The organism is Pseudomonas viridiflava (assembly GCF_003702045.1).
GTDB classification, from domain to species: domain Bacteria; phylum Pseudomonadota; class Gammaproteobacteria; order Pseudomonadales; family Pseudomonadaceae; genus Aquipseudomonas; species Aquipseudomonas viridiflava_C.
In genome coordinates, this window is the sequence record NZ_RBTP01000042.1 from 1 (window position 1) to 25310 (window position 25310).

Here is a 25310-nt window from a genome sequence, read left to right on the forward strand (position 1 = left end):
TGCCCACGGTGTAGCCGGGCAGATGCAGACTGCCGGGCGCGTCGCCAGGAACGGCCTTGATGGTGCCCGGCTGCGCGGTCGCAGGACCGTCGGCCTTGGCGCTCTTGCCATCGTCGGCTTGACGGTTCTGGTAGAAGTCACGCAGACCGAAGAACGCCAGCGTTGCGTAGGCCAGAACCAGGGTCGCCACTTGCAGACCGGTGAGGCTTGCGCGGTTGAGCTCGGACAGCTGCCATTCGCCAAAGCTGAACATCGCGCCGTACATACGGGCTGCGACGTGCAGGTTTTCTGCGCGGAAGATCACCCAGCCGACGACCACCAGCAGGAAGGTCAGTGCCCAGCGAATCACGTTGAAGTTGTAAGGCTTGGTATTGATGCCCAGCGCTTTCTCGATCGCCAGCCACATGCCGTGCCAGGCACCCCAGATGATGTAGGTGACGTTGGCGCCGTGCCACAGACCGCCCAACAGCATGGTCAGGAACAGGTTGCGGTAGGTTGCGAACTTGCCGCCACGGTTGCCGCCCAAAGTGATGTACAGGTAGTCACGCAGCCAGGTGGAGAGGCTGATGTGCCAGCGACGCCAGAACTCGGTGATCGATTGGCTGATGTAGGGCTGTTTGAAGTTTTCCATGAAGCGGAAACCCATCATCAGACCCAGGCCGATGGCCATGTCGCTGTAACCGGAGAAGTCGAAATACAGCTGAGCGGTGTACGCCAGCGCACCAAGCCAGGCGTCGCCTGTGGTCGGGTTCTGCAAGGCGAAGCAGTGGTCCGCCACGACCGCGAGGGTGTCGGCGATGAACACTTTCTTGATGAAGCCCTGCATGAAGCGTGTGGCGCCTTCGGAGAATTTGTCCAGCGTGTGTGTACGGTTGTTGAACTGGTCGGCCAGATCACGGAAACGCAACACGGGACCTGCGATCAGGTGCGGGAAGATCGCCACGAACGCAGCAAAGTCGATCAGGTTGCGGGTGGCCGGTGTGTCGCCGCGATACACGTCGATGATGTAGCTGATCGACTCGAACACGTAGAACGAAATACCAATCGGCAGCAACACGTGCGTCAGGATGAACGGTTCCAGACCCATCGAGGTCATGGCCGCGTTTATGCTGTCCACGCCGAAGTTCGCGTACTTGAAGTAGCCCAGAATGCCGAGGTCCACGACCACGCCGAGCAACAGCCAGCGCTGTGCCGGTTTGGTCCGCACGCCTGCTGCGCCCACTTTGAGGCCGATCCAGTAGTTCCAGACGGTGACGCCTATGAACAGGGCCAGGAAGTCCACACGCCACCAGGCGTAGAAGATATAGCTGGCGATCAGCAGCAGCAGATTGCGATAGCGTTGCCCGCTCAAGTAGTACAAGCCGAGGAAGATCGGCAAGAACAGGAACAGGAACACGTTGGATGAGAAAACCATCCTTATCTCTCCGTTTGTCCAACATTCAAGGGCCCAAAGCCCCCCCAAACCCCCCATCGAAAACAGGGGGGTAAATCACTCTGGGAGCGGACGTGTCCAGGAAAACAGGACAGCCTGAACATCTTCGCGGACATGTCCGCTCCCACTATTCAAAACCGCATCGAATCAGGAACCGTCCTTGTCGCCTTTTTCATGAGACGGGTCGTAGACCTTGGTCAGGTCGCCACCCAGACGGAACGTCTTGAACGGCTGCTTTTCGTGTTTCTCTTCAAGCGTTTCCGGGTTGCAGGTGTAGAGCGAGCAGTACGGTTCCAGCCAGGCGAATTTCGGGTCCTTTTTCAGGTCCGTCATGTCCTGCTTCTCACCGTTGTGCTCGGCGAACATCGAAGGATCCTTCACGCCAGCCAGCACACGGTCAGCCAGACGCTTGAGCGCACCGTTGTTTTCCGGACGCAGATCCACACCATTGGCCTGGGCGAAGCTGGCGATCATGGCCAGTGGCGGCAAGGCATAGTTGTGATACGAAAGGGCGCGTTGACGGCGCTTCATTTCGTTAGGCAGGAAGCCGTCCTTGTCCACCTGATTGGCGGCAACCTTGAACTCCTTGATCGCCCAGTCGAACAGGTCCTGACGATTGGTGGCGACGGCCGTTGACATCACTGACCAGGCGGCCCAGTACGAGTGGTTGTTAATTTTTTCCAGCGGCAGATTGCTCCAGTCGCTGACCACCTGATCGGCCAGTTTGCTGAACCAGGCTTCGATGATCTGCGCGTCCTGCTGACGGTTGGCCAGCGGCTTGGAGTCGGAGAACTTCAAGCGCAGGTACGCCGACGACATGCTGCCCAGCGCCCATTTGCGCATGGACTTGCCGGTATGGTTGAACTCGCGGGACTCCAGCGCATCGGCCTTGGCCCAGGTGGTCATCATGTTCAGCGCGCAATCGAGCTGCTCGGGACGACCGTCGCGCATGTACTGCATCACGACTTTGCTCACGCCGCGCTCAAGGGTGGTGATGTCCTTGGTCGCATCGCGAAAGGCTTCTTCGGACTTCAGGTTCAGGGTGGCGCGAGCCTTGTCCGAACCTTCGTACTTGCTGCGAAACACCAGTTTGTCGGTGTAAGGCGTCGGGATGGCATCACAGGTAAAGTTGTGATCACCGGTCTTCATCTTTTCGATCGGTGCGTCATAGCCTTTTGGTGGAACCAGCGTCGCGGATGCGGACGCACCCATTGCCCACGCCATCGATGACAGGATTGCCATCGACAGCAGGGTAGGGCGTATCAGTTTCGGAGTCTGCATATGTCACCTCATAGTCCGGCTTGAGCGGTGTGTTTCGCAGCGCTCGGGAACACGTTGCGTTTGCATACTTTCGCTTCGACTTTCTGTGGCTCTGCTCCTGCTTCCGGTCCCTGGATCTCGAGCGCCAGCAACTGCTGATCAGCCCAGTCCTCGTCTTCGCGCAATTCAAAGGCGAAGCGTCCATCGGTGTCCGAGGTTTCCGGCTTTTCGATTTTCAGGTCTTCGTGACGACCGTTCATGTACCAGAGCCTGGCTTGAAGGACTTTCACGGAGGTGTCGTCGAAGCGGATATCGATCTGGTTGTTACCGTTACGAATATCCTTGATGCCGTTCTTGCCGTTGACCAACACTTCGTTGTTGCCCGGCTTGAGGGTGGTGCTGGCACTCATGATGGCAGGCTTGCCTTCACAGCCGTTGTCCAGCAGCGCCATCATCTGGCGATAGATGGTTTCCTGATCCAGGCGGTACAGCGGCGAGAATTCCCAGATGAGAATTTTCGGCGGACGTTTCTGGAAGTCTTCGCTGCCCAGGTACTGCAACATCGAGCCTTCCAGACCGCCGCCGGGGAACGCGACGTTTAGCACATCGGCGCTGAGGTATTCCTGAAGGAAACCGCCAAAGTTGTAGTTCTTGCCACTGTGGCTGGTGCCGACCAGGGTGATTTCCGGGTTCCCGGAATCGCCGAACAGATCGCCGTCACCGGCTTCGCCCTTGGGCTCGGTGCTGAACTGGTCCATGTATTGAACCGCGTAGCTGGTGCCACACAACTGGCCTGCCATGTTGTGCAGGGTGCCGTTCTTGCCCATGCGCCCGGAGATATGGCTTTCGAACTCACGCTTGGGAATGTCCGAGTAGCCCGGGACTTTCTTCACGGTTTCGGCCACGATCTTCGCCGTGCGCTGCGCGCCGTAAGGCGTCCAGTGCTGGTCGCCGCGGAAGTAGAAATCGTGCGCCTGCTGTTCGTTGGTCAACGGCGACAGGTCTGGCACCCAGTAGCCCATCTTGCTGAAGCGCCCCAGCATGGCTTGATAGTTCTTCAAGGCCTTGTTGTAGTCGTACTTGTCGCGTTCGGCGGGGAGCAACTTGTTACGGTCTACCAGGCCACGGGTTGGCTGGTAAACCACTACCAGCTCAACGCCTTTGCTCTTGAACGCATCGTGCAGTTCTTTCATGCGGCGGTAGCCGGCAGGCGTGGTGTCGAATTCCGTACGCAGGTCTTCCTGAGTACGGAACAGCCAGTCGCCTTCGGCTTGCACCAGCGTGGTGAAGTTCTGCTGATAGCGCGTGGTGTAGTTCTTCGCGTCGTGCGCAGCCGGGCACAGGCTGCAGCAGGGCTCGGCGGTAAAGGTAGGCGCTTGCGAGTCGTCCGCGCGAGCGACACCGGCGGCGGCCATCAGCGCGGCGGTGAGGCTGGACAGGCTCAACAGCTTGATCAAATGTGCGTGCATAACAATACCCTTCCTCATTCCCGCAGCTCGGTCTGGCTTTCGACGGGGTCGATCAATACGGCTTTCTTCTGGCGAACCAGCAGGTCGAGGATCTCGCTCTGGCGCTCGCCGAGAATGCCGTTGAGGCTGATGCCGACTTCCTTGGTCGGGGCCAGCATCGAAACGCGATACAACTCGACACTCAGGGGTGAGTCGATGGACAGCGGGCCGGAGCCGTTGCTGGCCAGCTCGCCGCCGACCATGATCAACGACACCTGGGCGTCGAACGGATCGAGGTCGATGTCGCGGTCGGTTTCGCTCAGGTCCTTGATGTGGCCGTAGACGCCCATCAGGCCGTTGGCCGTGGCGATGTTTTCGTACAGCTTGATGTTCACGCTGTTACGCACGCGGATACCGTGGCGGCGGTTGGCAATCACACGGTTGCCCCACAGCAGGTTGTTGCCGCTTTCGTACAGGGTGATGCCGTCGGTATGGTTCTGGAAAATCTCGTTGTAGGCGACGATGTTGCCCACGCTGTTACGGTCCAGGACCACGCCGGACAACTTGTTGTCGTGGCTTTTGTTGCGGAAGATGAAGCTGTTGTCGACTTCCCGGGAAATAATGATCCCGTGTTTCTTCTTGGTCCCGTAGACATCGTTCTCGGCAATGATCAGGCCGTGGGAGCGGTCGTGCGGGTCAATGCCGTAGACGATGTTGTCGCGATAAGTGTTGCCCTTGATCACGAAGTCACGCGTCTCGTAGCAGTAGAAGCCGTACCACATGTCCGAGAATTCCGAATCGACGATCCAGCCGGTCGGCTCGGCGCGCTTGAGAATTTTCGCGGTGTTCGGCGTGTACTGGGAAATACTCACGCCGTAGGACTTGCTCTGGTCATAGCCCATGCTCGCCATCTTGGTGTTGGCGATCCAGGTTTCCGAGCCGCCCCAAGTCAGCACGAACGGGCGAAACTCGTCAGGCTTGCGATACGTCGCCAGGCTGTTGCGGGTTTCGCTCCAGGCATTGACCTGAGTGTGGGTGATCAGCATCTTGCCTTCGCTGACGATGAACGAGCCTTTTTCCTGAGACAGACGCAGTTCTTTGGTCTTGCTGTCGATCTCGAAGATGCCGGTTTCCTTGACTAGAATCGGCAGGCGGGCCACGTAGACGCCCGGCGACACTTCATTTAGAAACTGCTTGGGCACTTTCCTGACCAGGTCCTGAAGGTTCACGTAGCCGTCGGAGATCATGATGGCCTGCGGGATACCCTTTTGACGGGCGACCCATTCAGCCATCTTGTTATCACCGCCGATGAATTCCTTCAGGCCGGTTTCTTCCATCATCCGGGCGACGGTGATCTTGCCCGGCTTGTTGCGCACGATCTTTTTCAGCGCCGCTTCTGCGGTGTAGCCGCTGACGTCCGGCAGTACCGGCTTGGCCATTTCCAGCGGCGCGGTGGGCGGGCTGGTGATGGTGTAGGTCTTGGCCTTTTGCAGCTCCTTGACCACCGCCTTCGGCGCCTCGGGGGTGACAGGCGCGTTGGCCAGTGCCGCGCTGCTGGCGATCAGCAGGGCGCTGCTCAGCACGGCGCTTTCGAGCAGGGCGTGCGGCCAGGTGCGATTGCGCCCGTTGCTTGCTTGACTGTTCATCTGTGGCACTCCTTTGGCGGTTCGCATCAGAAGCGCCAGATGACGTCGACAATGGCGCGATGCATGTATTCATCCACGCCGTTGTGGTACGCGTCGCCGGGCTTGAAGACACCGGCACGCAAGCGCACCAGGGCCGACGGTTCGTCGAAGGACTGGCTCAGCGATGCTGGCAACAGACCCTGTTTAAAGTACTTGGTCACGACCAGGTCCATTTCCTGACCCAGGTCTTTGCGACCGTCTTCCAGCGGCAGCGAGCTGAAGGTATTGCTGTCGCCGTTCTCGCGAACCGCGTTGATACCCGAGCCACCGATGCCGGTGTTGCCGTCTACACGGCGGAACTTGTGGTAGATCAGCGAGGCGTCGTATTCCTCATTCATCTGCCAGGAGGCGAACAGCGAGCCGGTTTCCACGTTGGCCATTTCGCCCTGGAAGGCTTCGCCGAAGCGATGGATGCGCGAGCGCGTGCCGGTCCAGTTCGAACGGTTGCTTTCCAGGCCGTTCTGAACGTAGTCCTTGCTGGCGCGCGAGTAGGCCGCACCGACTTGCCATTGAGGATCCAGACGCAGGCGCAGGCCCAGGTCGGTGGCCCAGCCGTTCATGTCGCGGCTGTTTTTCTCGCCGGCAAAGTACTGATCGTTCACGCCGTTGACACCGATCTCGTCACGAGTGCCGTTGAGCCAGGTCAGGCTGCCCCAGTAATTGAGCTGATGGGTGTTGCGGTAGTTGTAAGCGTCGCTGTCGGCTTGCAGACCCAGCCAGGTGAGGTCGCCGTTGGACGTCTTGTCCAAGTCGTCGAGTTCCTGGCCCTGGTCCTTGAGCTTGCCGTCGTCGTGGCTGTAATGCGCACGCACGCCTGCCCAGTGACCCGGTGTCCACTGATAGCTGGCCGAGCCAAACAGATGCTGGCGATCTTCGTCGTCGGGGGCCAGTTCTGTCAGGTCGGTGCGGTATTCGCTGAAACGTTGCGCGGCGCCCAGTTCGGCCCGCAGCAGCGTGGTGTCGAACGTCCAGTTGATGGCTTCGATGTTGGTGTCGTGCCATTGGCCATCGTCATTGCGCAGACGCTGGCGACCGACTTTCAGGATCTCGCCAGGGTAGGGCGTGAATCCGCTGTAGCCGATCCAGAATTCGCGCAGTGCAGCGTAGGTTTTGTCGACTTCGCGCTCGCTGGCCGTGCCGCGAGACACTTGAGTCTGGCCGTCGGCTGCGCCGGTGGACTGTTCCAGCGGGTCTGTCTGAATGGTGTCGGTGGCGGTGACCACTTGGCCCATCGCGTAAGCACTCCAGTTGCCGCGCTCGCCGTAGACCCACGGACGCAGGTCCAGACCCAGACCGCTGACGTCGCCGCCCGAGCGGGTGCCCAGATCGCGGTCGTCTTCAAGCTGACCGGTTGCTTTCACTTCCAGACCGAAGTTCTGTTGTTCGGTCAGCGCTGCCAGCGTCGGGCAGGCCCACAGCAGGCTGAAGCCAAGGCCCACGCCAGCGGCCATCAGGGGATTCAACTTCATAGTGCTTCCTCACCGTCTTTTTCTTCTTGCAGGGCCTGCATCGCCATCACGCTCTGGTTGGCGGCTGCGCCCCGGACTTTTTGCTCACGTGCCAACAGATCCTTGGCGCCGGCGAGCTTTTCAGGCGGCAGTGTGGTGCTCAGTTGCTGGGCCAGTTCAGTGGCCTGCGGGGTTTCGCTGGCCAGCGCCAGTTGGGCGAATACCCAGGCGTTGACCGGGTCAGGCTTGGTGCCTTTGCCTTGTGAGAACAGTTGCGCAAGGGCGTAGTCGGCGCTGTTCTGGCCGCCACGTGCGGCGGTCAGCAGCTCGTCAACCGCTTTTTGCGGATAGACCTGGCCGAGGTAGCCACGGCGATAGATCTGACCCAGGTAGTAGTGAGCCGAGATTTCCGTCGCAGTGGCTTTCTTCAAATGCTCTTCAGCTTTGAAGGCATCGGGCGTGACCCATTTGCCTTCGTAATACAAACGACCCAGCAGCAGCTCAGCGCGTGGCTGGTCAGCGGCGCGACCGTTTTCCAGGTATTCCATCATCTTGTTGACGTCGCCCAGTTCGGGGAAGTCGTAAAGCAGTTTGGCCAAGGTGACCCACGACGCCGGATAGCCCGGGGCGATGCCTTCCAGCAATTGCTGGGCAGTCTTTTCGTCCGGAGTACCGATGGTCGAGTCGCCCAGTACGCGCGCCACGCTGTCCACTCGCTGAGCGCTGATGCGGCCAGCGGCGTGTTCGCTTTTCAGGCGTTCGATCAGCGCGGCCTGCGGTTCGGCCTGGCCGCGTGTCTGGTACACGGTGGCCAGTTCGACATAGCAGATGTCTGTGGTGTTCAGCGCCTGCTTGCAGATGCTTTCCACTTCATCCAGATGCTCGGCGTAGGTGCCTTGGGTGCGATACAGCAGCACTTGGGCCAGACCGGCTTCCGGGTAACCGGCGGCGCGCCACTCGCTGATCTTCTGCTGCGCATTCACTTGCGGGAAGGTATGCGGGTATTGCAGATACAGCATGGCCAGCGGGACCAGCGTGCCTGACTCGCCGTTGGCGAAGGCTTTCTTCAGCAGCGCTTCGGCTTCGTGGCGTTCGGCATCGGTGGCGTCCGGCTTGGCGGCCAGCAGACGGCCCAGACGCGATTGCGCCCGTGGCGAAGTCTCGGCGGCCGCACGGTAAGTGGCTTCGGCCTGTTTGAGCAGGGCCGGGTCGCGGGTGTTGACCTGAATATCTGCCAGGCCAACCTGTGCATCGCTGTAGCCCAGGTCCGCCAGCTGCCGATAGTTCTGCTCCGCCAATGCAGTGTCGCCGTTTTTCAAGGCTTCATTGGCAAGACGTTGGTCAGGCAGGCCGGCACAGCCGCTCAGGCCGAGCGCGACGGCGAGGCTCAATAGCGTGGGGGTCGACAGGCGTCGTAGTGGGCTGCTCATGATTACAGACCCGCAGCCACGGCTTTGTCGATCAGCCAGTTCACGGAAGGACCGCGATCACTGACCACTTCGACAGGACGGCCGGCCAGCGAGCTGCTCAGGCTTTCGTCAGGCTTGATCTGCACACGGATGTCAGTAGACAGGTCGGTGTCGCTCAGGTTGGTGCTGCTGACGATTTCGCCGGTGCGCAGTTTGTTTTCACCGGCAACCTGGAAGCTGACACGGGTGCCTGGCTTGACGTCGTTGAACTGGCGATAGGTAAAGCGTGCTTCAACCGTGGCCGGTGCGTTGCGTGGCACCAGTTGGAAGATCACCTGGCCTTTGCTGGCGTACTGACCATCACCCACCAGTTGGCGAGCCACAACGCAGTCGCATGGGCTGGTCAGGGTGCCGCTCATTTGCTTGCCGTACAGTTCTTCGATCTTGGCTGGCTGCAGGTCTTCACCGGTCAGGCTGCCTTTGAGCATTTCCAGCATGCTGGTGTTGAACGTGGCCAGCGGGGCGCCTTTGGTGGTTTCGCCGTTAGGCTGGACCAGGCTCTGTACGGTGCCCTCGCGAGGCATGGTGATGTCCATGCTCGGGATCGACACCAGGCCGGCCGAGGCGTGGCTGACGAAATACAGGCCGTAGATGGTCTTGAAGATAAAGCCGAACGCCGCCAGACCCACGATGAAGATGCCAAGGCTGAACGTCACCGCGCGCAGGCGACCCATTGCGCTCATGCCGCCGTCGTTGCCCTTGACCTTGCGCGCCTTGGTGAAGTTGTCGCGCTGCAGGGTGGCCAGCACTTCGCCCAGGCTGACGATGTCGCCGGACAGGTGCGAGGTGATCAGGTGGCGCAACGTGGCGATGTCCTGAGCTTCCAGATTCTGAAACTGGCAGCCCACGCGGCCACTGGCGTTATCCACCGAGCGGACCTGCATTTCCACGTCCATCGCCAGACCGAGGTTGTCGATCAGAAACTGCAGACGACCCTTGATGACTTCACCTGCGGTGTAGCGTTGACCTTGGGGGGCGATGAAGCTCAGGCCACCGGCCGACAGGTCTTCGATACGCACCAGTGGCGCGTTCGGCTGGTCGTTCAGCAGGCGCAGCTTGGCAGGGATCTTGACCCGGGCGTGTTGGCGCTGGGCTTCGGATTCATGTACGACGTTCGCATTCACGGCTGTATTCATGGCTATTTTTCCTACTTAAGCGATTAATCCGTTGGCCCGGTCAAACCATCGTCAACAGCACGGCGACGAAGATGGTGCCAGCCGAGAAAGTCATGGTTCGGGACGACCACGTGTTGAACCAACCTTGGAAGCTGGCCATGTCGCGGCTGAGTTTGGTGTCCTGGCGCGTCCAGGACTGGCGGTCCAGGCGGAAGAAGACGTAGATCTTCATCAGGGCGCCGACGATCTGGTTGTAATAGAGAATCAGGGGGTAGGCAGGGCCGATCCTGTGTCCCGAGAAGGACAGCAGCAGCGTGAGGATCAGGCGAGTCATGCCGATCCACAGCAGGTACATCAGCAGGAAGGCTCCGCCATACTTGAAGCTGGCGATGATGGCGACCGTCAGACCCAGAATGGACGTCCACATCGACACACGCTGGTCGAACAGCACCACACTGGTGAACAGGCCAAGGCGACGAACACCCAGGCCCAGCGCACGGGAGTTTTGACGCAGATTGTTGCCGTACCAGCGGTACATCAGTTTGCGGCTTGCCTTGAGGAAGCTCTTCTCCGGCGGGTGCTCGACCGTGTTGATCGCGGCATCCGGCACGTAGAAGGTGTCGTACCCCAGGCGCATCAGACTGAACCAGCTGGATTTGTCGTCGCCGGTCAGAAACCGGAACGTGCCCAGACGCCAGTGGTTGAGCGAGTCGCTTTCCACGTCGGCGATGAACTCGGGGTCGGTGACCACGGTGGCGCGGAATACCGACATGCGGCCGGTCATGGTCAGAACGCGCTTGGACAGGGCCATCGAGCACATGTTGATGTGACGCTGAGCGAAACGCAGCTTGTGCCACTCGCTCATGATGTAACCGCCGCGCACTTCACAAAACTCGTTAGTGGTCAGGCCGCCGACATTGTCGAACAACTGGAACCACGGCACGGTCTTGGCCACAACGCCTTCGTTCAGCACGGTGTCGCCGTCGATGACGGCTACGACGGCGCGTTCATCCGGAAGGTGACGGGAAATCGCACGGAAACCGTAGGCCAGGCCATCACGCTTGCCGGTGCCAGGGATGCGCACGAAGTCCAGCTTCACGCGGTCCGGCGGGTTGAGTCTGGCCCACATCGCCTTGACCAGCAGCTCATCGGACATTTCCACCAGCGAGCAGACGATGGTGGTCGGCAAACCGCAGTTGATCGCTTCACGAATGACCGAGCTGTACACCTGAGCGGTGGTCAGCGCGTCGATACGAAAGCTGGTGACCATCAGAAACACATGGGACGGATCTGCGGCGTTACCCAACTTGCGAACCTTGCGGCGCAAGTGCGGATAAACGATGTACAGAAAGATCATCCCGCGCACGAAGTGCGTAATACCCATCGAATAACGCCAGATACCCACAGCGCCAATCAGAAAGATAAAGTTCTTCGACTGTGAGTCGAAGATACTGGTGGGCAATGCCGTGGCAATACCCATTAATAAACTGAGATAAAACAGCCAACCGGCGGCCTGTAAAAGGCCGTGTTTTAGCCTCTGCATAATCTGTATCCCTAAGTCAGTTGCAAGCCTCAAGCCCCAGGCCCAAGCAATGCTTGAACGAGTGGCCTGGAGCTTGGCGCTTGTGGCTTGCGGCTGATTTACCAGCAGATACCTTCGGCACGGCCATTTTCACTGGTGGCCTTGGACATGAAGCCCACCAGGTCGATGACGCGCTTGCCTTCAGGGGTCTTGTCGGCGAGTGCACGGAAGCGCTCGTCGCGGTTGCCCAGGATGATGACGTCAGAGTCGTTGATGACTTGGTCGAAGTCGGAATTCAGCAGCGAGGAAACGTGCGGGATTTTCGATTCGATGTAGTCTTTGTTGGCGCCGTGAACACGTGCGTATTCAACGTTGCTGTCGAAGATGCTCAGGTCGAAACCTTTGCCGATCAGCATTTCGGCCAGTTCTACCAGCGGGCTTTCACGCAGGTCGTCGGTGCCGGCCTTGAAGCTCAGACCCAGCAGTGCAACTTTGCGGGTGTCGTAGCTGGCGACCATATCGAACGCGTTCTGTACCTGGGATACGTTGCTGCGCATCAGGGAGTTGAGCAGTGGAGCCTCGACGTCCAGGGTGCTGGCGCGGTAGGTCAGGGCGCGCACGTCCTTCGGCAGGCAAGAGCCGCCGAACGCGAAGCCTGGGCGCATGTAGTACTGGGACAGGTTCAGTGCCTTGTCCTGGCAGACCACGTCCATCACTTCACGGCCATCGACGCCGACTGCTTTGGCAATGTTGCCGATTTCGTTGGCGAAGGTCACCTTGGTGGCGTGCCACACGTTGCAGGTGTACTTGATCATTTCGGCAACGGCGATGTCCTTGCGGATGATCGGTGCGTCCAGTTCTTCGTACAGCGATTGCAGAACGTCGCCGGAGGCCTTGTCGAACTCGCCGATGACCGTCATCGGTGGCAGGTCGTAGTCCTTGATCGCGGTGCTTTCACGCAGGAACTCGGGGTTCACTGCAACGCCGAAGTCCACGCCGGCTTTCTTGCCGGAGCAGTCTTCCAGGATCGGGATTACTACGTTGGCCACGGTGCCCGGCAGTACGGTGCTGCGTACCACGATGGTGTGACGAGAAGTCTTGTCGCGCAGGACATAACCGATTTCGCGGCAGACGGATTCGATGAAATCGAGTTCCAGATCACCGTTCTTCTTGCTCGGTGTACCCACGCAGATCATGGACAGATCGGTTGCGCGAATCGCTTCGGAGAAGTCCGTAGTGCCGCGCAGTTTGCCGGTGCGGATACCTTGTGCCAGCAGGTCTTCCAGACCCGGCTCAACGATTGGCGATTTGCCGTTATTGATCAGGTCGATCTTGGCGCTGGAAATATCCACGCCGACAACATCGTGACCACGTGCAGAAAGGCAACCGGCACAGACTGCACCGACATAACCCAAACCAAAGATGCTGATACGCATCGTACTCTCCTCGATTTTCACGCCATAAGTTGGCTGGATATTAATTTTGGCCAGCAGATGTCACACGCGAGTCATGACAGCGTGTAAGGCCATCTAACTAACGCAGGCATAATTTAAGAGTGAGTGCCCAAACAAACGAGGCGAACCCAAATGACACTAAGTACAAGCGGCAAGTGACCTGGCCTTCCGGACAGGGTCCTGCTCTCTTGGATGCAGTAAACCACTCCATGTATAGCGATCGACGGCGGATCAGGAACTGAAAGCCGCTGGCCAGAGCCTTGGCAGTCCTTGTCGAGTCCTGCGCGCCACACCGTTCCGGTGCTTCGCCTGTCTACCTACTTCAACTAGTGATATGAGTCTTAATTTCGGTACCTGCAGCCTCATCCAGTGGAAAAGGACTGCCTGCTGGTAACTCCCTTTTACCCTCGCTGCGCTGTAGGTGATCTCCTACAGAGTGGCCGAGAATTGTTACGGGATGTAGGAACGTAAGGTTTCCCATTTAGTTCCTGGCCGCCCGTCCTGTTTTGGGGAATTTGATGTATCAAGTACGTGACATACACAATTGCATACTGATGGCACTGAAAGACGAAGTCCCATGTTTACGGGGGTGTAACTAGGGTGGGCGTTAAAGTGCCAGCACTCTAAAAAGTTAAAGTGCTACCACGTAAAAAAATCGTTTATTTTTTGAGAAAAATATCTTGTCGGACAAACGACGCACTAGATGACATTTGTCTGACGTCATAAAGCTGTCGTCGGGGCGGGGAGATAGAGGAACTAAGTTGCGTAGCCGCATCGCGCTACGCAACTTTGACGCCGTTAGTGGTCGACGCTGTCGCGCAGAAAGACCAACTTGGAAGGGGACGATAGTTCTGTGTCATAACGATAACCCTGCACATCAAACGCTCTAAGCGCTTCGGGGCTGTCGATACGCTCTTCGATGACAAACCGGCTCATCATGCCGCGGGCTTTTTTGGCGTAGAAGCTGATGATCTTGTACTGACCGTTTTTCCAGTCCTTGAATTCGATATCGATAACCCGGGCGTTCAAGGCTGAACGCTTCACTGCCGAGAAGTATTCCGTCGAGGCCAGATTGAGCAGCAGGTCGTCACCCTGATCGGTCAGCGCTTGATTGAGCCATTCGCTGATGCGCGTGCCCCAGAAGGCATACAGGTCTTTGCCGCGGGCATTGGCCAGCCGCGTGCCCATTTCCAGCCGGTAAGGCTGCATCAGGTCCAGCGGGCGCAGCAACCCATAAAGGCCTGAGAGCATGCGTAAATGGTCCTGCGCATAGCTGAGCTGATCTTCAGTCAGGGTGTCAGCCTGAAGCCCCGTATAAACGTCACCTTTGAACGCAAACAGCGCCTGCTTGGCGTTTTCTGGCGTGAATGCGGGTGTCCAGCTACCGAAACGCGCGGCATTGAGTCCCGCCAACTTGTCGGACAGGTGCATCAGTTCGGCGATCTGCGCAGGCGTCAGTTCGCGAAGCTGGCTGATCAGTTCCTGGGAATGGTCCAGGTATTGCGGCTGGGTATAGCGCTCGGTGGCGGGCGGTGTTTCGTAATCGAGGGTTTTTGCTGGGGAAATCACCATCAGCATGAAGTCGTCTCCTTTTATCGTCGGGGGATTTTAGGGGCTGAGGGCGCTCGACTCCAGCTATGGTGGCGATAGAGACAGGTCTTGTTTGGGTACGATGGCCGTGGCGGTCTGTGCAGGGGGTTTGTATGCGTGCCGACATAAGAAGCGGTGCGTATATCAGCTATAGTGGCGCGCTGGTCAGCACGCGACAGTCAACCGAGAGGACATTGGGTTTGCGTATTGTTTTAGCCGTTTGCGCAGTGCTGTTAGGGGGGCAGGCCCAGGCAGCCGCGCCAATCATCGCCACGATGGACCGCAGCGTCTGGCCTGAGCGCCTTGAAACGCCAGCGTTGTTCGATGTGGCGTCGCGTGCCGAGATCCTGTCCTTCGCTCATCAGTTGTACCTGAGCGAGAAACTGGACGAAGAGGGGCTCAAGCAGCGCCTCGGTCTGCGCTACGTCAACGTGTCTTCATTGAACGTGGTTCGACACCGGCTGTGGTCACGCTTGCTGGAAAACTACCTGAGCGCCCAGAAAAGCTGCGACCAGGACGCCAACTTCTGTGTGCTGGTTGAGGACATGGACCAGTTGCGTCAGCGCGCCGAGGAATACCAGGTTTCCGATGACTCGTTCTATACCGCTTGGGCAAGACCGAGCGCCACGTTCCATCAGCGTTACCTCAATGAGTTGCTGTTTCTCGCCGCGCTGTTTCCGCAGACCAGCAGCGAGATCGAGCGCTACAACTCCGATGAGATGAGTGGCGACGAGATGCCGGACCGTACGTTCAAGCTCAATTTCGACAGCGGTCCCAGCGCGGCTGATGGCGCGACGGACTGGCTCGCCGACTTCATGCGTCAGCAGAAAATGACAGCCACCTTCCACGTTCTGGGCAAGAGCCTGCAAGAGCGCCTGGACAGCACATCGGCGCTCAGTCTGCAGACGTTGTACCGTCAACAATGCGTGGGCATCCAGGGCTGGGAGTACCGCTCGCACAGCCAGTGGCTCGACTGGCAGGATTCGATTCAACGCAGTGCGGCACTGGTTCAACAGATTCTTCCCGACAATTTCGTGCCGTTGTTTCGCCCCCCTTATGGTCATCGGCGTGCCGACAGTGGCGATTACTTCCGCTCACAGCATCTGCGGGTGTCGTTGTGGAATATCGATGCGCAGGACGCAACCGGCCGGCTCACTGCCGATCAGTCGGGCGACCGGGTACTGACGCTCATGCTGCTCTGGCGACGGGGTACGGTGGTTTTCCATGACACGGCCAATAAAGCGCAGTCTGCCGTACCCTTGCTGCTGGCCAATACCGCGCAAAGCGAACTGACCTGGGATGACTGTCGAAATCTGTATGAAACGCCCGTGGATAAAGGGCTGGAGGGCAGTGAGGAAGAGGCGCCCGAGGGGGAATAAACGGTCAATCGGCTGTGGCTGACTTCCGACTGTAAACGTGCCGTGAACGTCCGCCAAGCGCTATTCGTCATCCTGTGAAATAAACTTCAAAAAACTGTCAAAGAGCTTTTTTCTGTCATCCCTTTTGCTGTATTACGAATACAGACCGCCGAAACCTGCAACACAGGTGGCGTCCTCAAAGACCCACCTTGAGCAACATTTCTACCCTGCCTGAAGGGAAGAAAACCGGCGGCCTTTTCGTGGCGCAGCACTGTCGTGGTTCTGCGTCGCCTGGCTTCTACAAAGGTGAGCGAGTATGGATGATCACGGACGCAGCCCCTCTACTAACCAGCCAATCCTTTACGTGCTCGATACCAATGTTTTGATCCACGATCCAAACGCATTATTGAATTTCGAAGAACACCACGTCGCCATTCCCATGACTGTTCTGGAGGAACTGGACAAACTCAAAGCAGGCAAGCATTCAGTGGCTGCCGAGTGCCGGCAGGCAATTCGCCTGATCGACAAGACACTGGGCGAGGCGTCACCCGAAGAAGTGGAAAAGGGTGTGCCGATCGACCGTGGCACCGGCGTTTTCAAAGGTTTCCTGTCGATTCTGATGAGCAAGCGCGAGGAACCCAACAGCCTGCTTCCCGAGCATTTGAACGACAACATCATCATCAATCAATTGATCGACCTGCACGCGCGCAACAAGGACTTGAGCGTGGTGCTGGTGACCAAAGACATCAACATGCGTCTCAAGGCACGCGCCTGTGGCATCGATGCCGAGGATTACAGCACTGACCAGCTGGTGGACGATGTCTCGCTGTTGTCCCGTGGCTACCACGACATGACCGGTTCGTTCTGGGATCGGGTCAACAAGGTCGATACCCGTCAGGAACGCGGGCGTACCTGGCATCGGGTGCAGCTCACTGAGGCCTTGCCTGCGGTTCACATCAACGAGTTCATCGTCGACGAGCAAGGGTTTGTCGGCTGGATCAAGGGCGTCAAGAATGACGAGTTGCTCATTCTGGACATGCACCAGGAGCCGCTGCTGCATCAGGAAGCCTGGGGCCTGAAGCCGCGAGACATTTATCAAGGGCTGGCGCTGTTTGCCTTGCTCGATCCGGATATCCATCTGGTCAACCTGTCGGGCGCGGCAGGTTCGGGTAAAACCATTCTGGCTTTGGCGGCTGCCATCGAACAGACAATGGTCACCAAGCGCTATCGCCGCATCATCGCGACCCGCAGCGTGCAAGGGCTCGATCAGGAAATCGGCTTCCTGCCGGGCACCGAAGCAGAAAAGATGGAGCCGTGGCTTGGGGCAATTACCGATAACCTCGAAGCGCTGCATATGGACGACGAAAGCACGCATGGCAGCGTCGACTACATTCTCAGCAAGGTGCCGCTGCAGTTCAAATCCCTCAACTACATCAGGGGCCGCAGCTTTCAGCAGAGTCTGATCCTGATCGACGAATGCCAGAACCTGACCCCGCACCAGATGAAAACCATCATCACCCGTGCCGGTGCCGGTTCAAAAGTGGTCTGCCTGGGTAACCTGGCGCAGATCGACACCCCTTACCTGTCGGCCACCAGTTCCGGGCTGACCTACCTGACGGAGCGCTTCAAGGACTTCCCCAACGGCGTTCACATCACCCTGCAAGGTGTGCCTCGCTCGATACTGGCCGAGTACGCGGAGAGCCATTTGTAAGTTGTTGACTGTGCCCACGCTCTGGCGCTCATCGTTATACACAAGTCCTCATGGAGGAATGCGATGCCAGAACGTGGGAGCGGACAGGGCGGCGCGCCGCTTGTCCGCGAATACAATATTTCGGCCGCTGCATAGTTGTCGGATGTATCAGTTTCGATGATCGTTCCCACTCCTGCGTGGTAACGCCGCTCGGGACGCTCCTTGTTCGCTCTGGAATGTGATGCACAGCATTGGCACGATCAAGTGCCAACCCGGCAGCGCCCCCAGCCCTATCCCTCACATTTAGGTTTACAATCTCCGCTCCTGTTCAGGAGTAGAACTGTGCTGACTCATCTCGATTCCCAAGGCCGCGCCAATATGGTCGATGTCACCGATAAAGCGGTGACGTCCCGTGAAGCCGTGGCCTGTGCGCGTGTGCGCATGCTGCCTGCCACGCTACAAATGATTGTCAGCGGTGGTCACCCCAAGGGCGACGTATTCGCTGTGGCCCGTATTGCGGGTATTCAGGCAGCAAAGAAAACCAGCGACTTGATCCCGCTTTGCCATCCGTTGATGCTGACCAGCGTCAAGGTCGAACTCACCGCCGAAGGCGACGACGCCGTGCGCATCATGGCGCGCTGCAAGTTGGCCGGGCAGACGGGCGTGGAAATGGAAGCGCTGACAGCCGCCAGTGTTGCGGCCTTGACGATTTATGACATGTGCAAGGCGGTGGATCGCGGCATGGTCATTGAGTCGGTGCGCCTGCTGGAAAAACTCGGTGGCAAGAGCGGTCACTTCATCGCTGACGATGTGGAGGCCGGTCAATGAAGCTGCAGGTTCAGTATTTCGCGCGCTATCGCGAAACGCTCGGGCTCGACAGCGAGCGGGTCGAGGGCGATTTCGCAACCCTGGACACCTTGCGCCAGCACCTGCTGCAACGCGGCGAGGCCTGGCAGGTGTTGGGCGAGCAGAACCTGATGTGCGCCCGCAATCAGGAGCTGTGCCAACTGGATGAGCCGTTGCAGGATGGCGATGAAGTCGCGTTCTTTCCGACCGTGACCGGGGGCTGATCATGACGATTCGCGTGCAGTTGGCAGCGTTCGATCCAGGCACTGAGGTCAACGCGTTGCATGCGGCCAACGTCGGCATCGGTGCGGTGGTCAGTTTTGTGGGTTACGTGCGCGACTTCAATGATGGTCGCGACGTGTCCGGCATGTTCCTGGAGCACTACCCGGGCATGACCGAAAAGGCGCTGGCCAGGATCGTCACCGAAGCCGAGCAGCGCTGGCCATTGTTGCGCCTGGATGTGCTGCATCGGGTCGGTGCGCTGGAGCCGGGTGAGCCGATCGTTTTCGTCGGCGTCGCCAGTGCGCATCGTCAGGCCGCATTCGAGGCCTGTGATTTCGTCATGGATTACCTGAAAACCCGCGCACCGTTCTGGAAGCGTGAGAACACGCCGGAAGGTCAGCGTTGGGTGGAAGGGCGCGACAGCGATCATGCGGCGGCTGACCGCTGGAAGTGAGTCTGCGTGAAAAGGACGATCAGTGTTGAGGCAGACTTGTGGATAACGATGAGCGCGGCGCGTAGGGAACGATCGATGAAGCGGCAGGTTTGACTGATCGTTCCTCATGCTCTGCGTGTGAATGCCTCTCAGAACGCTCTGCGTCCCGGGCAGCGTGCCAACGCGAAGCATTGGCGCGGCCATCTTTCAGGTGAAAACACTCAGGTCGTACGACGCACCACTGCACGCAGCAGTTCGGTCGGCGGCGTTTCGCAACTGATCTTGCGGCCCAGCTTTTCTTCGATGGCAGGCAACTGATACGAGTCGTCTTCACCGGCGAAGCTGATCGACACGCCATCTGCACCTGCGCGGCCGGTACGGCCGATGCGGTGTACGTAATCATCCGGCACTTCCGGCAGCGTGAAGTTGATCACGTGGCTGATACCATCGATGTGGATGCCGCGACCGGCAACATCAGTGGCCACCAGTACGCGAATCTTGCCTTCGCGGAAGCCTTCGAGGGTCTTGATCCGCTTGTGCTGCGGCACATCACCTGACAGTTGCGCGGCATTGACGCCGTCCCGCACCAGCCGTTCTTCGATGCGGCGCACCTCGTCCTTGCGGTTGGCGAAGACCATCACGCGTTCCCAACTATTATCGTTGACCAGGTTGTACAGCAACTTGTACTTGTCGGCGCCAGCCACTGCATAGATATGCTGCTCAACATTGTCACTGGCCACGTTCAACGACTCGATCTCGACAATGGACGGATCTGTCGTCCATTGTTTGGCGAGGTTCATGACGTCTTCGGTGAAGGTCGCCGAGAACAGCAACGTCTGGCGCTCGCCCTTGTGCGGTGTCTGGCGAATGATTTGACGCACCTGCGGAATGAAGCCCATATCCAGCATGCGGTCCGCTTCGTCCAGCACCATGACTTCGACCATGTCCAGATGCACTTCGCCGCGCTGGTTGAAGTCCAGCAGGCGGCCCGGTGTGGCGACCAGAATGTCGCAGTGACGCGCTTCCAGTTGCTTGAGCTGTTTGTCGAAGTCCATGCCGCCGACGAATGTCATGACGTTCAGGTTCGTGTACTTGGTCAGGTCGGTGGCGTCCTTGGCGATCTGCACGACCAGTTCCCGGGTCGGCGCAATGATCAGTGCGCGCGGCTCACCCATGTATCGCTCGGCAGGCGGCGGGGTCTGAGTCAGTTGCTCGATGATCGAAATCAGGAATGCCGCAGTCTTGCCAGTGCCGGTCTGGGCGCGGCCGATAGCGTCTTTGCCTTTGAGGGTGTAACCCAATACGCCCGCCTGGATCGGCGTGCAGTACGGGAAGCCCAGATCCTGAATGGCGTGCATCAGCTCAGGGGCAAGGTTGAAATCGTGAAAACGGGTTTTGCCTTCCTGCGGTTCAACGACGAAATCTTCGAGTTTCCAGGCAGGGGCGGGCGGCTTCTCTACACGTTCGCGACGCGGGCGCTCGGCCTTTGGCTTGTCGGCGCGTGGCGCTCTGACACGAGCAGGCTCAATGGCCGTTTCGGCTACCTGAGCGGAGTGATCCGGGTTCTGACCCTGATTCAGGTCGTGAACAGGCATGGCAGGGGCGGGGATAGGTGCTGCCGGAACGGGCGCGAGTGGTTCGGCCTCGCTTTTACCGAACATCTTTTTGAGTGCTTTGAGCACGGTCATCTCGTCAATTGGTTAAGGAATGTACGCCGAGCAGTGTAAAGCAAGAACCGTGCTCGGCGTAGTGTCATCCGTGTTGCGCTACAGAACGGCTCGGGCCAGAGCGCTGCGGATCGGATTTCAGCGCAGCTTTTCGCCCAGCCAAACGCCGATGTCGTGAATTTCCTGCGGTAACACTTGATGCCCCATTGAGTACTCTTGCCATTGAGCGGTGACACCTTGCGCCTTCAAATGCTCATAGGCGGTCCGGCCCATCACGTTATGAACCACTTCGTCATGCTGGCCATGCAGGCAGAGTGCAGGGATGCGCTGCTGGCTGGCAGAAAGCGTCATCTGTTTGTTGAATGTCGGTGCATAAGTAGACAGCGCCAGCACCCCGCCGAGCGGTCCCTGCCAGCGCAGATAGGCTGCGTGTAACACCACCGCACCGCCTTGGGAAAAGCCTGCCAGAAAGATTCGCGCCGGGTCGATGCCACCGTCACGTTGCTGCTCGATGAGGTTCAACACCTGCTGCGCCGAGGCTTCCATCTCATCGTGATCGATGGCGCGGGCCTCGCTGCTCATGGCTTTGATGTCATACCAGCTCGGCATTTGATAGCCGCCATTGACGGTGACCGCTCGTGTCGGGGCCTGAGGGAGAACGAAGCGGGTGGTCAGTAAAGACTCTTGCAAGGTTTCGGCAACCGCCATGAAGTCGTAGCGGTCGGCACCCAGGCCATGCAACCAGATGACGCACGCATCAGGAGTGCCGGACGGTTCAAGGATTAGGGGTTCGCTCATGACTGCTCCATTTTTGTGCGCGGGCGCTTTTTGAGCGCATTAATAGAGTGCGCAGCTTGTTTAAATATGAAAGAAGATGTCGCAAGGGTACAAGTTTTTGTCTTGACCTGTCGTTAATTCAACATCGCCACCATGCTGGTACGGGCTTTGCTACAAGACGTCTGGAGACTGTGTGCTCTCATCGTTCGGTAACACTATAAAGCTATTACTTGTGACGGTCGAAAAGCAGCATCGGAGTCCATGCGTCAGGATTCGCGGCACGATTGACCCTGCACCGTTCGGGTTCGGGAAAACACGGGGCGACAGTCCAGGGACCGTTTTGAATGATGAGGATGCCTGACGAGATGATCTTGCAGGCGCTTCATGATTCAGGTCCGGCCACGCATGACCCAAAAAAAAGCCAGCACGGGTCATTTATGCCTCACAAGGGTGCGATGCCACTGAAACTCCTACACAACAAAGAGCAAACTGGAGATTTTGAATGAAGATGTTGAAATCCACCCTGGCGGTTGTAACAGCATTGGCAGCATTGGGTGTGGTGGGGGCTGCTAACGCAGGTGCCACGCTCGATGCTGTGAAGAAAAAAGGGTTTGTTCAGTGCGGCGTCAGCGATGGCCTGCCAGGGTTTTCCGTGCCAGACGCGTCGGGCAAAATCACCGGCATCGACGCCGATGTGTGCCGCGCAGTTGCCGCTGCCGTGTTTGGCGACGCCACCAAAGTCAAGTTCAGCCAGTTGAACGCCAAAGAGCGTTTCACGGCATTGCAATCGGGCGAAATCGATGTTCTTTCGCGTAACACCACCTGGACCAGCTCCCGCGATTCGGGCATGGGTCTGGTGTTCACCGGCGTGACTTACTACGACGGCATCGGCTTTCTCGTGAACAACAAGCTGGGCGTCAAAAGCGCCAAGGAACTGGACGGCGCCACCGTATGCATCCAGGCAGGCACCACCACCGAGCTGAATGTCTCCGACTACTTCCGCTCCAACGGCCTGAAGTACACCCCGATCACTTTCGACACCTCCGATGAAAGCGCCAAGTCGCTGGAAGGCGGCCGTTGCGACGTGCTGACTTCCGACCAGTCGCAGCTCTACGCACAGCGCAGCAAGCTGGCCAAGCCGGACGATTACGTCGTTCTGCCGGAAGTGATTTCCAAGGAGCCCTTGGGCCCTGTCGTACGTAAAGGCGACGAAGAGTGGTTCTCCATCGTCAAGTGGACCCTGTTCGCGATGCTGAACGCAGAAGAGGCCAAAATCACTTCTCAGAACGTTGAGGCTGAAGCCAAGTCGACCAAGAACCCGGACGTTGCCCGTATGCTCGGCGCTGACGGTGCCTACGGTGCAGACCTGAAGCTGCCAAAGGACTGGGTCGTGCAGATCGTCAAGCAAGTGGGTAACTACGGCGAGATGTTCGAACGCAACCTGGGCGAGGCCACCCCGCTGAAAATCAAGCGCGGTCAGAACGCTTTGTGGAACGCTGGCGGCATCCAGTACGCTCCACCTATCCGCTGATTGACCCGACGCCCGGCAGGCTTCCCGGCCTGTCGGGCGTTGTTCTGTTCGATTTTTCCTGGGGCATTTCATGGAAAAGCAAATCGTCGCACCCAAGCAAAAGCTCACTCTGAGCGATCCGAAAGTGCGCGCGTGGTTGTTTCAGATCATCACGGTCATCGCGGTGGTCTCGTTAGGCTGGTTCATGTTTGACAACACCCAGACCAACCTGCAGCACCGGGGAATCACCTCCGGCTTCGACTTTCTTGAACGCAGTGCCGGTTTCGGTATCGCTCAGCATTTGATCGACTACACCGAAGCGGACAGCTATGCCCGCGTGTTTGTCGTCGGCCTGCTCAATACCCTGCTGGTTTCAGTCATCGGGATCATCCTGGCGACCCTACTGGGCTTCATCATTGGTATTGCCCGTCTGTCTCCCAACTGGATGATCAGCAAGCTGGCGACGGTGTATGTGGAAGTCTTCCGCAACATTCCGCCACTGCTGCAGATCCTGTTCTGGTACACCGCGGTCTTCCTGACGCTGCCCGGTCCGCGCCAGGCGCATGGCTACTTCGACATGTTTTTCGTCAGCAGCCGTGGCCTGAACATGCCCCGGGCGTTGCCTGCCGAAGGCATGGTGGCGTTTCTGGTCAGCGTGTTGATCGCCGTCGTTGCCGTGGTCATGATGGTCCGTTGGGCCAACAAGCGTTTCGAGGCCACCGGCCAGCCGTTTCACAAGTTCTGGACAGCGCTGGCGTTGCTGCTGGTCATTCCGGGCCTGAGCATGCTGATCGTCGGCAGCCCCGTGCACTGGGAAATGCCACAGCTCAAAGGCTTCAACTTCAGTGGCGGCTGGGTACTGATCCCGGAGCTGATCTCGTTGACCCTGGCGTTGACTATTTATACCGCAGCGTTCATCGCTGAAATCGTACGTTCGGGCATCAAGTCGGTCAGCCACGGCCAGACCGAGGCTGCTCGTTCGCTGGGGCTGCGTCCGGGTCCTACGTTGCGCAAGGTCATCATCCCGCAGGCATTGCGAGTGATCATCCCGCCGTTGACCAGCCAGTTCCTTAACCTGGCGAAGAACTCATCGCTGGCGGCTGCCATCGGTTATCCGGAAATGGTTTCTCTGTTTGCCGGTACGGTGCTCAACCAGACCGGGCAGGCGATCGAAGTCATTGCCATCACCATGAGCGTGTACCTGGCGATCAGTATCAGCATTTCCCTGCTGATGAACTGGTACAACAAGCGCATTGCGCTGATCGAGCGGTGAGGAAACGCGCATGACGACCCATACTTTCAAACCTGATATGCCACCACCGGGTAAAGTGTTCGGCCCCGTGGCGTGGATGAGGGAGAACCTGTTCTCCAGCTGGATCAACACGATCCTGACACTGCTGTCGCTGTACCTGATCTACCTGATCGTCCCGCCGATGATCAGTTGGGCCCTGCTGGATGCGAACTGGATCGGCACCACCAAGGAAGATTGCACCAAGGCTGGCGCCTGCTGGGTATTCGTTCAGCAGCGCTTCGGCCAATTCATGTATGGATACTTTCCCACCGAGCTGCGCTGGAGGGTCGATCTGACCGCTATCCTCGCCATCGTGGGGGCTGCACCGCTGTTCATTTCGAAATTCCCGCGCAAGGCCCTCTACGGTATCGCTTACCTGGTGATCTACCCGGTCGTTGCGTTCTACCTGCTGCACGGCGGTGCGTTCGGTCTGTCGACCATACCGACCAGCCAGTGGGGCGGCTTGATGCTGACCCTGGTGATTGCCACGGTCGGCATTGCCGGTGCGTTGCCGCTGGGCATTCTGCTGGCGTTGGGGCGTCGTTCCAACATGCCGGCGGTACGCGTGGTGTGCGTGACCTTCATCGAGTTCTGGCGCGGCGTACCGTTGATTACGGTGCTGTTCATGTCCTCGGTCATGCTGCCGCTGTTCATGCCTGAAGGGATGAACTTCGACAAGCTGCTGCGTGCGCTGATCGGCGTCATCCTGTTCCAGTCGGCCTACGTGGCTGAAGTGGTGCGCGGTGGCATGCAGGCGATTCCAAAGGGTCAGTACGAAGCGGCCGCTGCAATGGGCCTGGGCTACTGGCGCAGCATGGGTCTGGTGATCCTGCCGCAGGCGTTGAAGATGGTCATCCCCGGCATCGTCAACACCTTCATCGCCCTGTTCAAGGACACCAGCCTTGTGATCATCATCGGCCTGTTCGACCTGCTCAACAGCGTCAAGCAAGCCACCGCCGACCCTGCATGGCTGGGTATGGCGACCGAGGGGTACGTGTTCGCGGCCCTGGTGTTCTGGATCTTCTGTTTCGGTATGTCCCGCTATTCCATGCATTTGGAACGTAAGCTGGACACAGGCCACAAGCGTTAGGAG

The 25310-nt window shown here is 58.6% G+C and carries 20 protein-coding genes; 8 read left to right on the forward strand and 12 right to left on the reverse strand.

Going from position 1 to position 25310, the window contains the following annotated elements; translation table 11 throughout:
- The 10 genes from ALP40_RS13390 to yaaA form a co-directional block, all read right to left on the reverse strand.
- On the reverse strand, positions 1–1414 hold a 1414-nt coding region (locus tag ALP40_RS13390), incomplete at its 3' end, for an MBOAT family protein (RefSeq protein ID WP_147478320.1).
- A 165-nt stretch (positions 1415–1579) separates the two neighbouring features.
- Positions 1580–2713, reverse strand: a complete 1134-nt coding sequence (locus ALP40_RS13395; RefSeq protein ID WP_122208742.1) for a mannuronate-specific alginate lyase — start codon at positions 2711–2713, stop codon at positions 1580–1582.
- A gap of 8 nt (positions 2714–2721) precedes the next feature.
- On the reverse strand, positions 2722–4161 hold the full coding sequence (locus ALP40_RS13400) for an alginate O-acetyltransferase AlgX-related protein (RefSeq protein ID WP_122208743.1): 1440 nt from the start codon (positions 4159–4161) through the stop codon (positions 2722–2724).
- A 14-nt stretch (positions 4162–4175) separates the two neighbouring features.
- Positions 4176–5786 (reverse strand): mannuronan 5-epimerase AlgG, encoded by a 1611-nt coding sequence (gene algG / locus ALP40_RS13405; protein ID WP_122208744.1) that lies wholly within the window; start codon positions 5784–5786, stop codon positions 4176–4178.
- A 26-nt stretch (positions 5787–5812) separates the two neighbouring features.
- Complete coding sequence (locus tag ALP40_RS13410) at positions 5813–7294, reverse strand: alginate export family protein (RefSeq protein ID WP_122208745.1); 1482 nt, start codon at positions 7292–7294, stop codon at positions 5813–5815.
- Positions 7291–8703 (reverse strand): alginate biosynthesis TPR repeat lipoprotein AlgK, encoded by a 1413-nt coding sequence (gene algK / locus ALP40_RS13415; RefSeq protein WP_122208746.1) that lies wholly within the window; start codon positions 8701–8703, stop codon positions 7291–7293. The genes ALP40_RS13410 and algK overlap by 4 nt, the downstream gene beginning before the upstream one ends.
- Positions 8704–8705: 2 nt before the next feature.
- Positions 8706–9878 carry an alginate biosynthesis protein Alg44 gene (locus tag ALP40_RS13420; protein ID WP_122208747.1) on the reverse strand — a complete coding sequence of 391 codons (1173 nt, stop codon included), beginning with the start codon at positions 9876–9878 and terminating at the stop codon, positions 8706–8708.
- Positions 9879–9918: 40 nt separating this feature from the next.
- Positions 9919–11400 (reverse strand): mannuronan synthase, encoded by a 1482-nt coding sequence (alg8, locus tag ALP40_RS13425; protein ID WP_122208748.1) that lies wholly within the window; start codon positions 11398–11400, stop codon positions 9919–9921.
- Positions 11401–11498: 98 nt separating this feature from the next.
- Positions 11499–12815, reverse strand: coding sequence for a nucleotide sugar dehydrogenase (locus ALP40_RS13430; protein ID WP_122208749.1), 1317 nt, complete (start codon positions 12813–12815; stop codon positions 11499–11501).
- 816 nt (positions 12816–13631) lie between these two features.
- Entirely contained in the window at positions 13632–14411 is a 780-nt protein-coding gene (gene yaaA, locus ALP40_RS13435; protein WP_122208750.1) for a peroxide stress protein YaaA, read from the reverse strand.
- Between the two features lie 212 nt (positions 14412–14623).
- Between yaaA and ALP40_RS13440 the strand changes: the two genes are divergently transcribed.
- The 5 genes from ALP40_RS13440 (at position 14624) to moaE (ending at position 18993) form a co-directional block, all read left to right on the forward strand.
- A complete protein-coding gene (locus ALP40_RS13440; RefSeq protein WP_122208751.1) occupies positions 14624–15802 on the forward strand; it encodes a polysaccharide deacetylase family protein in 1179 nt (392 codons plus the stop codon).
- A gap of 295 nt (positions 15803–16097) precedes the next feature.
- A complete protein-coding gene (locus tag ALP40_RS13445; protein WP_122208752.1) occupies positions 16098–17492 on the forward strand; it encodes a PhoH family protein in 1395 nt (464 codons plus the stop codon).
- 321 nt (positions 17493–17813) lie between these two features.
- Positions 17814–18299: a cyclic pyranopterin monophosphate synthase MoaC gene (gene moaC / locus ALP40_RS13450; RefSeq protein ID WP_122208753.1), complete on the forward strand. Its 486-nt coding sequence runs from the start codon at positions 17814–17816 to the stop codon at positions 18297–18299.
- Positions 18296–18541, forward strand: coding sequence for a MoaD/ThiS family protein (locus tag ALP40_RS13455; RefSeq protein WP_122208754.1), 246 nt, complete (start codon positions 18296–18298; stop codon positions 18539–18541). The genes moaC and ALP40_RS13455 overlap by 4 nt, the downstream gene beginning before the upstream one ends.
- A 2-nt stretch (positions 18542–18543) precedes the next feature.
- A complete protein-coding gene (gene moaE / locus ALP40_RS13460; RefSeq protein WP_122208755.1) occupies positions 18544–18993 on the forward strand; it encodes a molybdopterin synthase catalytic subunit MoaE in 450 nt (149 codons plus the stop codon).
- A 200-nt stretch (positions 18994–19193) separates the two neighbouring features.
- Here moaE and rhlB read toward each other — a convergent pair whose 3' ends face one another.
- Both rhlB and ALP40_RS13470 read right to left on the reverse strand, forming a co-directional pair.
- Entirely contained in the window at positions 19194–20660 is a 1467-nt protein-coding gene (gene rhlB, locus ALP40_RS13465; RefSeq protein WP_122208756.1) for an ATP-dependent RNA helicase RhlB, read from the reverse strand.
- 117 nt (positions 20661–20777) lie between these two features.
- Positions 20778–21437 carry an alpha/beta hydrolase gene (locus ALP40_RS13470; RefSeq protein WP_122208757.1) on the reverse strand — a complete coding sequence of 220 codons (660 nt, stop codon included), beginning with the start codon at positions 21435–21437 and terminating at the stop codon, positions 20778–20780.
- 481 nt (positions 21438–21918) lie between these two features.
- Between ALP40_RS13470 and ALP40_RS13475 the strand changes: the two genes are divergently transcribed.
- The 3 genes from ALP40_RS13475 to ALP40_RS13485 all read left to right on the forward strand — a co-directional run bounded on the left by ALP40_RS13475 (position 21919) and on the right by ALP40_RS13485 (position 25307).
- Positions 21919–22947, forward strand: a complete 1029-nt coding sequence (locus ALP40_RS13475; protein WP_122208758.1) for an amino acid ABC transporter substrate-binding protein — start codon at positions 21919–21921, stop codon at positions 22945–22947.
- Between the two features lie 70 nt (positions 22948–23017).
- On the forward strand, positions 23018–24199 hold the full coding sequence (locus ALP40_RS13480; protein WP_122208759.1) for an amino acid ABC transporter permease: 1182 nt from the start codon (positions 23018–23020) through the stop codon (positions 24197–24199).
- Between the two features lie 10 nt (positions 24200–24209).
- Complete coding sequence (locus ALP40_RS13485; RefSeq protein WP_122208760.1) at positions 24210–25307, forward strand: amino acid ABC transporter permease; 1098 nt, start codon at positions 24210–24212, stop codon at positions 25305–25307.
- The last annotated feature ends 3 nt before the right edge of the window (positions 25308–25310 follow it).

Coding starts and splice junctions, on each gene's coding strand:
- ALP40_RS13400 (WP_122208743.1), bottom strand. CDS start 4,161: ATGCACGCACATTTGATCAAGCTGTTGAGCCTGTCCAGCCTCACCGCC.
- algG (WP_122208744.1), bottom strand. CDS start 5,786: ATGAACAGTCAAGCAAGCAACGGGCGCAATCGCACCTGGCCGCACGCC.
- ALP40_RS13480 (WP_122208759.1), top strand. CDS start 23,018: ATGGAAAAGCAAATCGTCGCACCCAAGCAAAAGCTCACTCTGAGCGAT.
- rhlB (WP_122208756.1), bottom strand. CDS start 20,660: ATGACCGTGCTCAAAGCACTCAAAAAGATGTTCGGTAAAAGCGAGGCC.
- ALP40_RS13455 (WP_122208754.1), top strand. CDS start 18,296: ATGAAGCTGCAGGTTCAGTATTTCGCGCGCTATCGCGAAACGCTCGGG.
- moaE (WP_122208755.1), top strand. CDS start 18,544: ATGACGATTCGCGTGCAGTTGGCAGCGTTCGATCCAGGCACTGAGGTC.
- ALP40_RS13475 (WP_122208758.1), top strand. CDS start 21,919: ATGAAGATGTTGAAATCCACCCTGGCGGTTGTAACAGCATTGGCAGCA.
- algK (WP_122208746.1), bottom strand. CDS start 8,703: ATGAGCAGCCCACTACGACGCCTGTCGACCCCCACGCTATTGAGCCTC.
- ALP40_RS13430 (WP_122208749.1), bottom strand. CDS start 12,815: ATGCGTATCAGCATCTTTGGTTTGGGTTATGTCGGTGCAGTCTGTGCC.
- ALP40_RS13470 (WP_122208757.1), bottom strand. CDS start 21,437: ATGAGCGAACCCCTAATCCTTGAACCGTCCGGCACTCCTGATGCGTGC.
- ALP40_RS13445 (WP_122208752.1), top strand. CDS start 16,098: ATGGATGATCACGGACGCAGCCCCTCTACTAACCAGCCAATCCTTTAC.
- ALP40_RS13395 (WP_122208742.1), bottom strand. CDS start 2,713: ATGCAGACTCCGAAACTGATACGCCCTACCCTGCTGTCGATGGCAATC.
- alg8 (WP_122208748.1), bottom strand. CDS start 11,400: ATGCAGAGGCTAAAACACGGCCTTTTACAGGCCGCCGGTTGGCTGTTT.
- ALP40_RS13410 (WP_122208745.1), bottom strand. CDS start 7,294: ATGAAGTTGAATCCCCTGATGGCCGCTGGCGTGGGCCTTGGCTTCAGC.
- yaaA (WP_122208750.1), bottom strand. CDS start 14,411: ATGCTGATGGTGATTTCCCCAGCAAAAACCCTCGATTACGAAACACCG.
- ALP40_RS13485 (WP_122208760.1), top strand. CDS start 24,210: ATGACGACCCATACTTTCAAACCTGATATGCCACCACCGGGTAAAGTG.
- ALP40_RS13420 (WP_122208747.1), bottom strand. CDS start 9,878: ATGAATACAGCCGTGAATGCGAACGTCGTACATGAATCCGAAGCCCAG.